We start from the raw sequence: 17303 nt of genomic DNA, 5'->3' as shown, positions 1-17303 counted from the left end.
CCTATGACTAAATATGAATGGCGACATCCACTTGTAAGTTAGTTAAACGAGCGACCTTTTCACTATCTGCGGGATTATCGATGGAGATTTTCACTTCAATTATTCTGCGGTCTGTATCTGAGCCAGGGTTGATGCTGAAGATGTTTTGCTTGTCAACTTGCCAACCAATCTCTTTTACAGTTCCTTTTATTGTTCCAGTAAATGCAGTGCTGGTAATTGTGGCTTTTTGTCCTACACGCACTTTTTGAACATCGGTTTGATACACCTCTGCAATCACATACATTTGAGATGTTTTACCTATCTCCGCAAATCCTCTACTGGTGCTGATAACTTCTCCGGTTTTGGCGTGAATTTTTAAAATTTTGCCATTTATGGGAGATTTGATGTAACTTAAATCCAAGTCGGCTTTTGCTTGTTGAACAGAAGTTGTGGCACTGTTGACTTCGGTTTGCGCGACTTGAACATCTACACTACGCACTTCGCTAATACTGGTGAGTTGTGCTTGTGCTTGCTTTTTCTGTTCTTGGAATGTGTCTTGAGTGCGCTTGAGGGTGGCTTGGGCTTCTGATAGCTGCTGCTGTGTAGTCTTGAGTTGCAAAGCTTTGGTATCTGCTACAGAAGCAGCGATCGCACCTTGTTTATATAATTGCTGATAGCGATTGTTCTCAGCTTGAGCATTATCTACCTCAGCCTGGATGCGGGCGATTGTCGCCTCTTGAGTAGCAACATCCCCTTTGTATTGTGGCTCTAAACGTGCGATCGCTGCCTTTTGAGCATCGATATCTCCGGTTTTCGCTCCAGATTTAACCTGCGCTAGTTTCGCTTTGGCAACTTGCAGTTGGTCTAAAGCCTGTTGCAATGCGGTTCTAGAACGACCATAGTTTTCTAGATAGGCTAATAATTGCCCTGCTTTAACCGTCTCTCCTTCTTTCACCAACAGTCTATCTACTCTCACCCCATTATTAGAAGCAGGAGCAGTCAAAGAAGTAACTTCGCCTTCTGGCTCCAAACGTCCCAAAGCAGTTACAGCAACTTTTACAGGCGTGGCAGCCTTTGGCGGATTCGCTGCTGGTGTCACAACTTTAGGTTTAGACCAAAATGGTACCAAACTATAAAAAGCTATTAATCCGGCTGCTAAAGTTAGAGAAGCTGCTAAAATTAATTGCGATCTACCTACGGGTTTTGTAAATAATCGGTTTTCTTTATTTACTGCCATCTTTTCATTCCAATTCTGCTTTTTTAGGGGATAGCCTGGTTATATTTAGTCCATTAGAATAGACTCATCCACAAATTACTTAGAGAGCTTTTCCTCTAAGGTTTCTACCTTAATCAAGTGGATGTATCTAAAGTGGTTTTATATGAATTGTTGTACGCTTTTACAGCCCAAAATTACTATTGTGGCGTGAAAATTAATGGTGGTGTTACTTCAAAGCTTCCTAAGTTATATCCTAATTTGACATCTAATCCAGTAGCTTAAAATACAATAGCGCTAACCAGAAAACTTAACTCTCAAGAACAAGTAAGCGCTAATAAAAATGAAATCAAAACTTGGATAAACTTGTTATTAACTATGGCGTAGAAATTGATTTTTGTCAACCGATTAACTTTGCATAAGTCCTGATTTTCTCACTAAAAATTTGTTCACGGTAAGATTAAATGCTGAAAAAATGTATTCATTACTAATCTTTTGTCTGCTAATTAAATACCAACAGATAGTTAGTGATTAAGTAGATTTGATATTACTAACAGATTCTTGTTAACAGGGTTGTGTAGTATAAGACATTATTATTAGTTTTACTCATAGTAATTAAAGGGTGCTTAGAAACCGCACCTATACAAGACTTTATCCACCTTCGTGGGTTTTAAATACCCAATTTTGATTAGGGGTGGTCTACCCTGCGCGAACGCAAAGGGTGGAATGTTTGTGTAGCCATATACTCCTACGGTGAAGCAAGCTACATACAGTGTGGCGTAGGCATCCCATTCGCTCTGGTTTTCTAACCGCCTTTTTAACTAATGCAATCATGATTATGTTTATCAAGCAACATAGTAAAAATTAACATTTGCGTTATAAATAACCGCTTTACTTCTTAACTTGACTTATATTGAAAAATAACCAGAAACTTTGACTAAATTATGATGTTTCTCTGAGAAAATATACTTATGATCATCCAATTTATCTATGTATTTCTTGAATTGTTACTTAGTAGACAACAGATTTGCATTGTTAACTTAATTCACAGAAAACTTCTATATAACCCGTAGATAACAAAATCTCTAACACATTTATACAGTCACAAATTATACTTAAGTTCTGATTTTTATTCAAATTAACATCAGTAATTGTGGATGTTTCTTTATAAAATAACTTTAAAGAAATGATTTAGTTTCTGTAAAGTATGTTAGTGTTTTTATTAATTCAATGCTTTAAAGTGGTTAGACAAACTAGTTATTTAATTGAGATTTTGAAATTAAAAATAACTAAAGATAACTGCTTCTCCATCATCGTCTGCTCGTTTCATTACTTTTTGAACTTGCATAAATTCGGGTTAAAGGTGGTGTCTTTTGTGTAACGAACTTGTCAACTTTCCTAGTTCAAATAGCATAAAATACATTATCCCGAACGTTGAAATTGGCTATGACTTTAGAGATACAGAACGTTGTCATTAACAACAGCTATGTTGCTGTGGTTAGGCTAGATAATCAAAAGCTTTCGGGTGAAAAAACATTTCTGTTCTCTTAGCTACTCCTCAGTTTCCATCACTCCAGTAGGATACCATTACTCAAAATCTCTACCATTACAAATGGATTAAATTCACTGGTCAAGCAGCTATTACACTCCAAGACTATTTTACCAGTTTTAACAACGTTATTGACCTATTTCCACAATTTCAATAGTCTAACGTTGGATAACATTTTTTCGCGATGTCTACGACGGGCTACGCCTACGCAGTATGCCAAAGTCGCCTGGAAACATAAGGCTTTACCCCGGCAGTATGTATCGTGTGGTGTCGATTTGGAGATAAGCATTTAGCAAAAATAAGATAGCTAACTGCTTACAAAACCAGAGTTTTCCATTAATTAGTAGGCAACAGAAATTACTGTAACTACACAATCCACAGTACTAACTATGCCCTATGTCTGCTTATTCAATTGATACTGCCTTAGCGGAGTTAGAAAGCCTTATCAATAATTGTGAAAAGGCTGTGATGAGGTCTATAGAGGAAAAAAACATGAAATCAGACAAATCAGATAAATCAGTGTCAATCAACAAAATTAACAGACAATTACAACACAATCCTATCGCCATTGTTGGGATGGCTTCTCTATTGCCTCAAGCCAGAAATTTGCGAGAATATTGGCAAAACATTGTAAACAAAATTGACTGTATTACTGATGTTCCCTCCACTCACTGGAGCGTCGAAGATTATTACGATCCAAATCCCAGAACTACTGAAGATAAAACTTACTGTAAAAGAGGTGGATTTCTTCCAGAGGTAGATTTTAACCCGATGGAATTCGGCATACCACCTAGCATTTTAGAAGTCACAGATGTATCGCAACTATTAAGTTTAGTAGTTGCGAAAGAGGCGATGGAAGATGCAGGTTATGGTGAAAAACGCGAGTTTAGCCGCGAGACTGTTGGTGTAATCTTAGGCGTGGCTATGGCCAAGCAATTAGGAATGCCACTTTCTGCAAGATTGGAATATCCGATTTGGGAAAAAGTTCTCAAAAGCAGTGGTTTATCTGATGAAGATACCAAAAAAATCGTTGATAAAATCAAAAGCGCTTATGTGAAGTGGGATGAGAACGCTTTCCCTGGAATGTTAGCTAACGTAGTCGCGGGTAGAATTGCCAACCGCCTAAATTTTGGAGGGATGAATTGTGTAGTTGATGCAGCTTGCGCTAGTTCCTTTGGTGCTTTAAAAATGGCAATTAGCGAACTAGTTGAGCATCGTTCTGACATGATGCTAACTGGTGGCGTTGATACCGACAACACCATCATGGCTTACATCTCGTTCAGCAAAACACCGGCTGTTTCTCCTAGCGAAAATGTCAAACCTTTCGATGCTAAATCTGATGGGATGATGCTGGGTGAAGGTATCGGGATGATTGTCCTAAAACGGTTAGAAGATGCTGAACGGGAGAACGATAAAATATATGCCGTAATTAAAGGTATTGGTACTTCCAGCGATGGGCGTTACAAGAGCATTTATGCTCCTCGCAAAGAAGGTCAAGTCAAAGCCTTAGAACGCGCTTATGAAGATGCCGGCTTCTCTCCCGCTACCGTTGGTTTGATGGAAGCACATGGCACCGGCACAATGGCTGGAGATCCGACAGAATTCGGTTCTTTAAAAGACTTCTTTGATGTACATGATGACAAAAAGCAGCATATCGCTTTGGGTAGTGTGAAATCACAAATCGGACACACAAAAGCGGCTGCGGGTGCGGCGAGTTTGATTAAAACTGCTTTGGCTTTACATCACAAAGTATTACCGCCGACAATTAACATCACTGAGCCAAACCCCAAGCTCAACATTAAAAATTCATCCTTTTATTTGAATACCCAAACCAGACCTTGGATTCGTCCAGAAGGGGAAGCACCAAGACGTGCGGGTGTCAGTTCCTTTGGATTTGGTGGAACCAACTATCACGTTGTTTTGGAAGAATATGAAGCCGACCAAAACGACGCTTACCGCTTACACAGTGATGCTAGTGAAGTGCTGTTGTTTGCTCCCACAGTAGAGCAATTGTTGAGCAAATCGGAAGAGATTTTAGGTAAGTTGCGATCGCCAGATGCACCTACACACTATTCACAATTAGTCAATGAGTGCAAATCACAACAGATTCCCCTCTCTGCTCCCCGATTTGGGTTTGTAGCTGAGAATCTGGAAGAAGCTTGCAAGTTTCTGCAAACTAGCATTGACTGGCTGAAACTCAAAGGTTCAGCAGCATCTTGGGAGCATCCCCAAGGGATTTATTACCGTTCCTCTGGTATGGAGTTGGGCGGAAAAGTTGTCTCTCTATTTTCTGGTCAAGGTTCGCAATACTTGGAGATGGGACGCGAACTGGTGATGAATTTTCCTTTGATGCGCCGTCTTCATGGTTATATGGATAGCCTGTTGCTCAAAGATAATTTGCAGCCGTTGTCAGAAATCGTTTTTCCTCATCCTGTGTTTGGAGAGGCAGAAAAAAATGTTCAAATTGCTGCCTTACAACGCACAGAGTACGCTCAACCAGCCATCGGGGTGTTGAGTGCAGGGATGTACAGCATCCTGCAACAAGCTGGATTTAAGTCAGATTTTGTTGCTGGTCATAGCTTTGGTGAACTCACAGCGTTATGGGCTGCGGGAGTTTTGAGTACCGAAGATTACTTGTTCTTAGTGAAAGCTAGGGGTCAAGCAATGGCTGCACCCGAAGATCCAGATCATGATGCGGGAAGTATGCTGGCTGTCAAAGAAGACATCAGCAAAGTTGAAGCAGTAATCAGACATTTTCCGCAAGTTGCGATCGCTAATCAAAATTCTCCCACTCAATTTGTCTTGGCTGGGCCGACCGCAGAAATAGCGAAAGTCAGAGATATTCTACATGAGAAAGGATATACAGCTGTATTGTTACCTGTATCAGCAGCGTTCCATACACCGCTAATCGCCTTTGCTCAAAAATCATTTGCGATCGCTACCAAGTCTGTCAAATTCCAAAGTCCGAAAATCCCTGTTTACAGCAACGTCACCAGTAAGCAGTATCCCAAGGAAGCCCAAGGTATTCAAAAGATTCTGGAAACGCACCTTTCTAACTCAGTGCTGTTTAAGCAGGAAATTGAAAATATCTATGCGGCGGGTGGTACTTGCTTTGTGGAATTTGGGCCGAGGAGAATTCTGAGCAACTTGGTGAAAGAGATTCTTGGCGATCGCCCACACATCACCGTATCTTTGAACCCTAGCGTTCAAAAGAATAGCGATCGCTCTTTGCGAGAAGCAGTTGTGCAGTTGCGGGTAATTGGATTGGCTTTGAATAACCTCGATCCTTACCAACTTCCCCAAACTATCCCCCCAATTGAGACGAAGAAGACATTAAATGTACGTCTAAACGGCATCAACTACAGATCCGAAAAAACGAAAAATGCCTTCGCTCTAGCTTTGCAGGATGGGCATAAAGTTACATTACCAACCCCCGAATCTTCTGAAACTGTGGCTCCTTTGTTTAGCAGCCCCGGTGTAACTCCACCTATAGCAGTGATAGAGACTAACGGACATAAAAAACTTACCCCAGCAATGAACGGTGTGACTGCTAGTATCATCACCCAGCCAGAGCAACAGATGAATCCTGTTACCCTGTCACAACCAGTCCAGGAATCTAAGATGCAACCAACACCAGAAAAACTTACAAATTACGAACAGCTTTTAGCAAGTTTAGAATATCTCCTGACACAGTTCCAGGAAAATCAAGCCGAGAATTTACAAGTTCACGGTACTTATCTCAACCATCAAATGGAATACGCTAAAGCGTTTTTCCAACTGATGCAGCAGCAGAATTCTTTGTTGAGCGAAAGTAAATCAACAGCCGAAACTGCCAAAATGAAGCTAGTTGTCATGGAAAGCCTAGAGCGTAGCATGATGCAGTTTCATTCCCAACAAGGTGAAACTCTACGCATCCATGAACAATATCTCCAAGAGCAGTTGGAATATACTAAGAGCTTTTTCCAACTCATCCAGCAAGAATATTCTCAAATCATCTCAGGCGAGGGAGCAACTCAACTAACAGAGAAACTCAGCAATTTCACTCCGTTCATCACAGAAGCACCCGTACCCGTCACTACCAAGATAGTAGAAAGCCAGCCTTTGTCTGTAACTGAGCCTGTAGCTAAAAATGGCTTAAATGTTACCCAAGCACCTCTGCCGGCTGCTGTAGAACCCGTAGTTGAAACTCCTGTATCCCCAGGGATCGCGTCTCTACTACCCACACCGCACTTCGCAACTGTCGAGACAGTAGAGCCTGTAGTCGCGCCACCTGCCCCAGTTGTAGAACCCCAACCTGAAGTTGTAGTCAAAATTAGCTCACCTCCAGTCAAGGAAGTTGTTGCAGAACCAGCACCCACAACTGCTGCACCTGTATCTAACGCAACTATCGATATTGTTGACTTGGATAAAAATCTCTTAGCCATCACCAGCGATAAGACCGGTTACCCAGTCGAAATGCTGGAAATGGACATGGACATGGAGGCTGATTTAGGGATTGACTCTATCAAACGGGTGGAAATTTTAGGGGCGCTACAAGAAATGTACCCCAACCTACCCAAGCCCAATTTAGAAGAACTGTCAGAAAAACGCACCATCGGTCAAGTTGTAGAGTATCTGCAATCCCACGCTTCCAAAGGTGTTTCGGTAGAAATTGCAGTTCACGAAGTACAACCAGCAACGGAGATTGCAGTAGAGACTGCACCAGTAGTTGAGGTAGTTACTACACCGGAAGTAAGCGTAGTTGTCGCATTCACCCCAGAACCAGAACCTACTCCCGCAACAAGTGATGAATTTGCAAACTTAGGTGAAACTCTGTTAGCCATCACCAGCGATAAAACTGGCTATCCAGTGGAGATGCTGGAACTGGACATGGACATGGAAGCCGACTTGGGTATTGACTCCATCAAACGGGTAGAAATCTTAGGGGCGATGCAAGAAACGTACCCCAACTTACCCAAACCAAATATCGAAGAACTTGGAGACCTCCGCACCATCGGTCAAATAGTTGATTACCTACAGCAGTTGGCTGGAGGTGAAAAAAAAAAGTCTGAACCTGAGTTTGTCCAACAACCACCGGAATTAGAGCATACTATCCAGCGCCATCCGGTCAAACTCAGAAGCTTACCACAGCCCGATTACTTGGATTTCACGTTACCAGAGGGACACATCGGTTTAATTACCGATGATGGTTCCCTCACCACTTATAAATTAGCTGAATCCTTAATTGAGAAAGGCTGGAAAGTAGTAGTTATCAGCTTCCCCCAATCGCTCATCGCTCAACAAGCGCCCTTACCCACAGGAGTAACCCGCGTCACCTTAGCAAACTTGAGTGAAGAACATCTTCAACAACAATTGCAAGCGATCGCATCTCACTGCGGAGCGATTGGGGTTTTCGTCCATCTACATCCGATGTTTGTAGGAAATCATACTGGAAGTATTTCCTATAACGAATCAGAAAAGGCGATCGTCAAGCACGTATTTTTGATGGCGAAACACCTTAAACCTTCTCTAAATGAAGCCGCAAAGCATGGACGTAGTTGTTTCTGCACAGTTGCTCACCTTGATGGAGCCTTCGGTTTAGAGTACAAAGTCAACTTCGGTGCGATCGGCGCTGGTTTATTTGGATTAACCAAAACCCTGAGATGGGAATGGCCAAAAGTATTTACTCGTGCGATCGACCTAAGCCCCAGACTTGACGCTAAACAGTCAGTACAAAACATCATCGCCGAACTTCACGATCCCAACCTTTATATAAGTGAAGTTGGCTACGGCTCACAAGGACGAGTCACTATTATCGCCGATTAATCTCCTCTCTCTGCGCTCTCTGCGTCTCTGTGGTTCGTTTAAAAAAAAACCGCAGAGGCGCAGAGGACACAGAGAAAGAGATAAGAGAGCATCTTTTAATTACGAATTACGAATTACGAATTACGAATTAATCCCAGAGGATTTATGACACAAACAGCCCAGCTTAGTCCATCATCTGTCTTTGTCGTGAGCGGCGGTGCAAAAGGGATTACGGCTGAGTGTACTATCAGATTAGCCCAGCAGCAACCCTGCAAATTCATCCTCCTCGGTCGCTCCGAACTATTAGAAACCGAGCCAGATTATGCTCAAAATTCTGATGACTCCGCATTGAAAAAATGCATCATGGAAAATCTTCTTTCTCAAGGAGAGAAGCCTACACCCATGAATGTGCAAAAAATATATAACAAAATTACCTCCAGCCGCGAAATTAAAAAGACCCTAGCAGCAATTGAAAAAACCGGAGCTAAAGCCGAATATATCAGCGTCGATGTCACAGATACGCCAGCTTTACAAGAAAAACTTGCCACTGCTGTGCAACATCTCGGCCCAATTACCGGAATCATCCACGGCGCGGGAAACTTAGCCGATAAGTTAATTGAAAAGAAAACAGAAGAGGATTTTGAAAAAGTTTACACCGCTAAAGTTCAAGGCTTAGAAAACCTGCTAACTTGCGTCAATCCTAATCAACTTCAGCATTTAGTTTTGTTTTCTTCAGTCACAGGCTTTTACGGAAATCCTGGACAATCTGATTATGCGATCGCAAATGAAATTCTGAACAAATCAGCCCATATATTTAAGCAAAGTTATCCCTCATGTCATGTAGTTGCTATCAACTGGGGCGCTTGGGACAGTGGGATGGTGACAGCAGAATTAAAGAAGATTTTTCAAGAGCGAAAAATTGATATAATTCCCATTGCAGTTGGGGCGCAAATGCTCGTTAAGGAAATGGATAACGCCAATCATGCAACCGCACAAGTTGTCATTGGTAGCCCACTAGTTCCCCTGGCGGCGGAGTTAGATTCAGAATTACGAACTTATCGTATCCGTCGCCAAATGACATTAGAAGCTAATCCATTTTTGCACGATCATACGATTGCTGGTTCTCCAGTTTTACCAGCAACTTGTGCAATGACCTGGATTATCAATGCTTCTGAACAATTATATCCAGGTTATCGGTTGTTTAATTACCAAGATTTCAAAGTTTTGAAAGGGATTACTTTCAATGAGACATTAGCGAAAGAACATATTTTAGAGATAGAAGAAATTTCTAAAGTTAATCTTGAAAGAATCGAACTTAAAGCCAAAATTTCGAGTAAAAACCCACAAGGCAGAATCCAGTTTCATTTTAGCGCTCAACTCAATCTCCAGCGAGAAATCCCATCTGCACCCACTTATGAATCTCTCAATCTCGAAGAAGATAATATCATCACCGCTACAGGAAAAGCTTTTTACCAGAATGGTGGGGCTACATTATTTCACGGCCCCGGTTTTCAAGAAGTTAAGAGAGTTTTAAACATCAGTCCTGAAAAAATCACAACAGAATGTCTGTGGCCAGAACTCACCCCACAGCAACAAGGACAATTCCCCGTCCAATGGGTAAATCCTTATACAACTGACTTGAGTATGCACGCCTTATGGATTTGGACACAACACTTTCATGAAGAAGGTTGTTTACCTGGAAAAGTGGAAAAATTTGAACAGTTTGAAGCCATACCACATAACGAAACATTTTACGTTTCTTGTGAAGTACTGTCTAAGACATCAAGTAGTGCGATCGCAAACTTTATCATATACGATCGCCAAGGAAAAATATACTCACGAATGCTCGGCGCTCATGCCATTATTTGGTCAATGAAAATGCTCAGAAGCTAATAATCCTCCTTTATCACTCAACATCCATATAGCAGTCCTAAATCAGTTGTAAAAAGCTCTCTTTATTCTTCTCTCTGCGCTCTCTGCGCCTCTGTGGTTCGATTAGAAAAAGCATTTTTAACAACTCAAATAGGATTGCTATAACTTGCCTCGTTCAAAGTTTGGGGAACAGCGTAAATCCTGCCTTTTAATTATCTCTTGCTAAATACCCAAACTCGGAGCATATAAATCGTGGAAAAAATAGCCATCATCGCATTATCATGCCTATTCCCCGATGCAAAGAATCCTGAAGAATACTGGCAAAACATCGTTAATCAAAAAGATTCGACATCCTCTGCAACCGTCGAAGAAATCGGAGTAGATCCGACAATCTTTCACAATCCAGTTAAAGGTACACCAGACAAAACTTATTCCCTTAAAGGCGGGTACATCCGCAACTTCCAGTTTAATCCATCTGAATACAATCTACCATCAGAATTTGTTGCTAGTTTAGATAACACCTTCAAATGGTCATTGTATGCCGCCAAACAAGCAATTGTACAAAGTGGTTATTGGGGTAATCAAAATGTTCTTGCAAAATGCGGCGTAATTTTAGGTAATTTGTCATTCCCGACAAAATTATCTAATCAATTATTCTCTCCAATTTACCAGCAAGCTATTAATCCTGCCGTCAGAGAACTTTTGCAGTGTGAAGATTTTGATTTAGCTGTCCCAACAGCAACCAAAGCATCTTTGTACAATGCGATGATATCTGGTTTACCAGCATCTATCGTTGCTCAAGCTCTATCTCTATCCCAGATTAATTTATGTCTGGATGCTGCTTGTTCTTCCTCATTTTATGCGATTAAACTAGCATCTCATTACTTATGGTCGCACAAAGCTGATGTCATGTTAGCTGGAGCCATAAGTTGTGCAGATTCCCTATTCGTGCGGATGTTATTTTCCGGTGTTCAAGGGTATGCAGAAAACGGCATTAGCCGTCCCTTAGATAAATCCTCTAGAGGGCTAATTCCCGCCGATGGTGTTGGGATGGTAATGCTGAAAAGATATTCTGATGCCGTTAGAGATGGCGATAATATTCTTGCCACTATCTGCGGTAATGGACTCTCGAATGATGGCAAAGGTAAACATTTACTCAGTCCGAATCCTAAAGGACAAACCTTAGCTTTTGAACGAGCCTACAAGGAAGCAAATTTTAGTCCAAAAAGCATCGATTATCTAGAGTGTCACGCCACTGGCACATTGCTAGGAGATACAACCGAATTCAACTCCATCGAAACATTTTTTGGTCAAAATCAAGCTGCGCCTCTGGTAGGTTCTGCTAAAGCAAATACTGGTCACTTGCTAACTGCTGCTGGCATGGTTGGCTTGACTAAAGTGATTTTGAGTATGTCTCATGGTGTAATTCCAGCAACCATGAATGTTTCTGATCCTTTAGCTTCAGAAAATAGTACAATTTCTGCCGACAAAATTGTTAGAACAGCTACAGCATGGCCTAATAATAACGCAGCAATTAAACGAGCGGCTATCAGTGCTTTTGGTTTTGGCGGAACTAATTCTCATCTGATTTTAGAACAAGGAACTACACCAGAATCAGTTGAATCAACTCCACCTGTTCCACCTACCAAAGTCGCCATTGTTGGCATGGATGCCTTTTTTGGTAACTGCAATGGTTTAGATGCTTTTGAACGCAGTATTTATGATGGGACACAGCATTTTACTTCTCTACCGCCTCAAAGATGGCACGGTATAGAAAATCAGGAAAATGTCCTGAAAGAGTACGGTTTAACAGACGGAAAAGCACCAGTAGGAGCATATATCAAGGATTTTGAAATCGATACTTTATCGTGCAAAATCCCACCGAATGAAATCGAAAAGCTAAACCCACAACAATTGTTGCTTTTGAAGGTTAGCGATCGCGCCGTGAAAGATGCGAAACTACAGGAAGGTAGCAATGTGGCTGTGATTGTTGCCGCCGAGACAGAATTCTCTGTGCATCAGTTACAGCAAAGATGGAATCTATCTTGGCAAGTTAAGGATGGCTTACTCAACCAAGGAATTTCTCTACCTGCTGAACAGCTTTCCCAACTGGAAACCATTGTCAAAGATAGCATTCACCAACCAGTAGAAATCGGCGAATACGTCAGTCACATCGCCAACATCATGGCGAGTCGGATTTCTGCTTTATGGAATTTCACTGGTCCTGCATTCACCGTCAGCGCTGGCGAAAATTCCGCCCTCAAAGCGTTGGAAGTTGCCCAAATGCTACTCGCTACGGGTGAAGTTGATGCAGTCGTTGTTGGTGCAGTAGATTTAGCTGGTGGTGTGGAAAATGTCTTGTTCCGCAGCCAATTTGCGCCAATTAATACGGGTGTAAATACATTGGGTTATGACCAACAAGCTAATGGTTGGACGGTTGGCGAAGGTGCGGGTGCTGTCGTCCTCAAGCGCTACGAAGCTGCTAAAGAAGATAATGAACGCATCTATGCAGTAATTGATGCTATGAGTTTCGCACAAGGTAATTCTACTTTGAGTGATGCTTTGGTAAAACCTGATGCTTCAGCTATCAGCAATGTCTGCAAACAAGCTTTCGAGATGGCGGAGATTCAACCCACAGAAGTCAACTATGTGGAAGTCTTTGGTAGTGGCGTTCCCCAGGAGGATGAAGCCGAAATCACAGGTTTACTGCAAGCTTATCCGAAAGTGGGCAATGGTTTGCATTGTGCATTAGGCAGCGTCAAAGCCAATATCGGCCACACCTATACAGCATCGGGAATTGCTAGCTTAATCAAAACCGCTCTCTGTCTTTATTACAGGTATATTCCCGCCACACCCAAATGGTCTGGTGTCAAAACACCGCAAGTATGGGAAGGTAGTCCTTTCTATGTGGCAATGGAATCAAGACCTTGGTTTGTTGATAAAGGCGGCACACGCAGAATAGCAGCAATTAATAGCATGGGTATAGATGGGAGTTACGCCCATTTAATCTTATCGGAGGAACCCAGCCAAGAGGAACGGGATAACAGATATTTGCAACAAATGCCTTTTCATCTGTTTCCGATAGCAGTTAGCGATCGCACCACCATCTCCGATCTTCTCAACAATCTCCAAAATACCATAGAAGCGAGTTCTTCTTTAGCAGCTACCGCCAGCGAGACATTTGCTAAGTTTGAACAGCATTCTAATCCAAAATACGTCTTATCAATTACAGGACGTAACACAAAAGATTTACTCAAAGAAATTGAATCTGCCCGCAAAGGTGTAAATAATGCCTTTGAAAACGGCACAGATTGGCAAACACCACTAGGTAGTTATTTCACAGCGAAACCATTGGGTAAAACTGGAGCAGTTGCTTACGTTTATCCCGCAGCAGTCAATTCTTATATTGGCATTGGTCGCAGTGTCTTCCGCTTATTTCCTAAAGTTTTTGAGGACTTAAAAAGTAACAATCTCTACAATCGGGCTGCCGATGTTGAAAAGCTAGTTTATCCCAGAAGCTTACCTAAATTGACAACCAGGCAACTAGAAACACTCGAAAAGCAATTGTTAGATGATTCCCTGGCAATGTTTGAAAGTGAAATCGCCTTTGCTAGATACATGACGGCAATTTTCCGAGATGATTTTAAAGTCAAGCCGCAATCTGTATTTGGGTATAGCTTGGGTGAAACTAGTATGATGGTTGCCCAAGGAGTTTGGAGTGATTTTGAAGGTGGAAGTAACACCTTAAACTCATCACCTCTATTTGGCGATAAATTATCTGGACCAAAAAATGCTGTGCGTGAATATTGGGGATTAACCGATTCACCAAACAACAATTTTTGGAATACCTATGTTCTCATGGCTACTCCATCTCAAGTGAGAGAATGCCTGAAACATGAGAATCACGTCTACTTAACTCAAATCAACACACCAGAAGAAGTATTAATTGCTGGTGAAGATGCCGCCTGTAAGCGAGTAATTACAACTTTAGGTTGCAATTCTTTCCCCGCTCCCTTCGACCATGTGATACATTGTGAAGCGATGCGATCGCAGTTCGAGGAAATCAAGAAGGTAAACAAATTACCGTCGCAAAGTCTCCCCGATATTGTGTTTTATTCTGCCGCCGACTATCAACCGATTGTACTTGAAAGTGATGCGATCGCGCACAACATCGCCAAAGGATTGTGCCAAGAACTTGATTTTCCGCAATTAGTTAATCGTGTCTATGGCGATGGTGTCAAAATATTTCTAGAAGCGGGTGCTGGTAGTGTCTGTTCACGATGGATTGATAAAATTCTCGGCAACCAAGAACACATCACAGTCTCTCTAAATCGTAGAGGAATGGATGACCATGCTTCGATGGTCAAAGCATTAGCAAAACTACTCAGTCATCAGGTGAACGTAGATTTATCACCGTTGTACAACAAAGCCCAAGAAACGGCTAATTCAAATAAAGCAACATTGAGAACAGTTACCTTGGGTGGAAAAGCGATCGCTGCTACAATTTTGAGCGAAAAAAATCGCAAACTTGTTGAAGATTTTGCTGGGGATCTTAGGAGCGAACGTTTCAAAATACAGCATCCAAAGATACCTAATCTTCAGCAATCTGAAATCACAGATTTTCTTAACACTTCTACCCAGATAACCCAACAAGAAAGTCATTCCCCTAACATCTTGCCTCAGCCAGAAGAAGTAAAACTGAAAAATATCATTGATAACGTTTTTCAACCGAGAGAACAATTACAATCTTCTGAGTCAAGCGCAATTAGACAGCCAATTCCTGTTTCTTTCCCACCCGTCAGAACTCAAAAAATTAGTAGCATCATCAGCATGTTCGATTTAAATAAGACCCAGTATCAAAAGCTCAATGCTAATAATTCAAAGATAACGAAAGCACACACAGCCTTCTTACAAGCTAGACAAGATTACAGTCAGCAAATGAGCGAAATCATTCAATTGCAACTAGCTTGCGCCCAAAACTTGCTTAACGAAGAATCTTAATATCTCATACCAATTCTCTCTCAAGTTGCACCGCTTAATTCTTAACTTATCTCTTCCTTCGCGCTCTTTGCGCCCTTTGCGGTTCGTTTAAAAATTATTACGTGCATCTCCCAGAGAATTGGTATTACTCTCTTACTCTGTGCCCTCTGTGCCTCTGCGGTTCGTTAACAGAGTCAACACCCTTCAACTTTATCATCCATTGTTTGTAATCCGAGGGATAACTACCGTGACAACCGTAGATACGGTACTAAGTAAACACGATAATGGTCTTAACTTCTCCACTTGGTCATATAACAAAAACCAGGTTTGGAAAGGTTCTTTAGAAACTGTATCTTTTGAAAAACAAACCATCAAAGATAAATTGATGGTGTTAAATAAACCCTGCTACATCGTGAAAGTTGCCGGAAAAATCGGTGTCACTAATGAGGGTTATTTATCCCCTGGTGATAATGGCACAACAGCACAAGTAGAACTGCTAACATTTGCAGCACCAATCCGCATTCAACAATTTGGAGATCCGAATTTTCTCTCCTCTCATGGAGTGAAATATGCCTACGTTACCGGCGCAATGGCTGGCGGAATTGCTTCCGAAGAAATGGTCATTGCACTTGGAAAAGAGCAAATTTTGAGTTCCTTTGGTGCAGGTGGTTTAACTCCAGAACGTTTGGAAGCAGCCATAAATCGCATTCAACAAGCTTTACCTCAAGGGCCTTACGCATTTAATCTAATCCACAGCCCCAACGAACCTGCGATTGAACGCCGCGCAGTGGATTTATACCTAAAATATCAAGTGAGAACAGTAGAAGCCTCTGCATTTCTCGACTTGACACCCAACATTGTTTATTACCGTGTTGCTGGATTGGGGTTGAATAGCGCCAATCAAATTGAAATCAAAAATAAAATCATTGCCAAAATTTCTCGCCGAGAAGTTGCGACTAAATTTCTGCAACCAGCACCGGCCAGAATAATCAAAGAACTTCTTGAACAAGGTCTAATTACTGAGTTACAAGCAACCCTTGCAGCCAAAGTTCCGATGGCTGATGATATTACCGTCGAGGCTGATTCTGGAGGTCATACAGATAACCGTCCCTTGGTTTGTGTGTTACCTTCTATTATTGCCTTGCGGGATGAGATTCAAGCACAATATCATTACCAAACACCCATTAGAATCGGCGTTGCAGGTGGAATTGGTACACCACAATCAGCATTAGCAGCCTTTATGATGGGTGCTGCTTATATAATGACCGGTTCCATTAATCAGTCATGTGTTGAATCTGGGGCTTGTGAACATACCAAAAAGTTATTAGCCCAAGCAGAAATGGCTGATATGATAATGGCCCCAGCAGCAGATATGTTTGAAATGGGAGTCAAATTGCAAGTTCTCAAACGGGGTACGATGTTCCCCATGCGAGCGCAGAAATTATTTGAACTCTACCGCGCTTATGATTCCATTGAAAGCATCCCCCTTGCAGAAAGAGAGAAATTAGAAAAACAAGTTTTTCGCAAAACTATTGCTGAAGTATGGGAAGGGACTGCGGCTTATTTGTCCCAAAAGAATCCTGAGAAACTTGGGAAAGCAGTTAATAATCCTAAACTAAAAATGGCGTTGATTTTCCGTTGGTATTTAGGATTATCTTCTCGCTGGTCTAGTTCTGGTGAAAAAGGTAGAGAAGTCGATTATCAAATTTGGTGTGGCCCGGCAATGGGCGGTTTCAATGACTGGGTACGCGGTTCTTACCTGTCTGAACCAAATAATCGCGGTGTAGTTGATGTTGCTAATCAAATTATGACTGGTGCAGCCTTTTTGTACCGTGTTCAAAATTTGAAAATTCAAGGACTGCAAGCTTCCGATTATTACAGTCAATATCACCCTATTCGTTCTACATCATTGTTGGAGATTTAAAA

5 protein-coding genes and 1 pseudogene are annotated in these 17303 nt (G+C 41.7%); 5 read left to right on the top strand and 1 reads right to left on the bottom strand.

Going from position 1 to position 17303, the window contains the following annotated elements:
* Positions 1-7: 7 nt before the first annotated feature.
* Positions 8-1216 carry an ABC exporter membrane fusion protein gene (locus tag FD724_RS00195; RefSeq protein ID WP_114080268.1) on the bottom strand — a complete coding sequence of 403 codons (1209 nt, stop codon included), beginning with the start codon at positions 1214-1216 and terminating at the stop codon, positions 8-10.
* Between the two features lie 1422 nt (positions 1217-2638).
* On the opposite strand from FD724_RS00195, the pseudogene FD724_RS40490 reads away from it, so the two are divergent.
* The 5 genes and pseudogenes from FD724_RS40490 to FD724_RS00175 all read left to right on the top strand — a co-directional run bounded on the left by FD724_RS40490 (position 2639) and on the right by FD724_RS00175 (position 17301).
* A pseudogene (locus FD724_RS40490) lies at positions 2639-2898 on the top strand (hypothetical protein).
* Between the two features lie 239 nt (positions 2899-3137).
* Positions 3138-8546, top strand: coding sequence for a type I polyketide synthase (locus FD724_RS00190; protein WP_179071188.1), 5409 nt, complete (start codon positions 3138-3140; stop codon positions 8544-8546).
* Positions 8547-8690: 144 nt separating this feature from the next.
* Positions 8691-10418, top strand: a complete 1728-nt coding sequence (locus FD724_RS00185) for an SDR family NAD(P)-dependent oxidoreductase (protein ID WP_179071187.1) — start codon at positions 8691-8693, stop codon at positions 10416-10418.
* Positions 10419-10649: 231 nt separating this feature from the next.
* On the top strand, positions 10650-15398 hold the full coding sequence (locus FD724_RS00180; protein WP_179071186.1) for a PfaB family protein: 4749 nt from the start codon (positions 10650-10652) through the stop codon (positions 15396-15398).
* 226 nt (positions 15399-15624) lie between these two features.
* Complete coding sequence (locus tag FD724_RS00175; RefSeq protein ID WP_179071185.1) at positions 15625-17301, top strand: PfaD family polyunsaturated fatty acid/polyketide biosynthesis protein; 1677 nt, start codon at positions 15625-15627, stop codon at positions 17299-17301.
* The last annotated feature ends 2 nt before the right edge of the window (positions 17302-17303 follow it).

The sequence above is a fragment of the Nostoc sp. C057 genome, assembly GCF_013393925.1.
GTDB classification, from domain to species: Bacteria; Cyanobacteriota; Cyanobacteriia; order Cyanobacteriales; family Nostocaceae; genus Nostoc; species Nostoc muscorum_A.
Note: the sequence above shows the minus strand (reverse complement) of the source record. Positions and strands in the feature narration are given on the sequence as shown.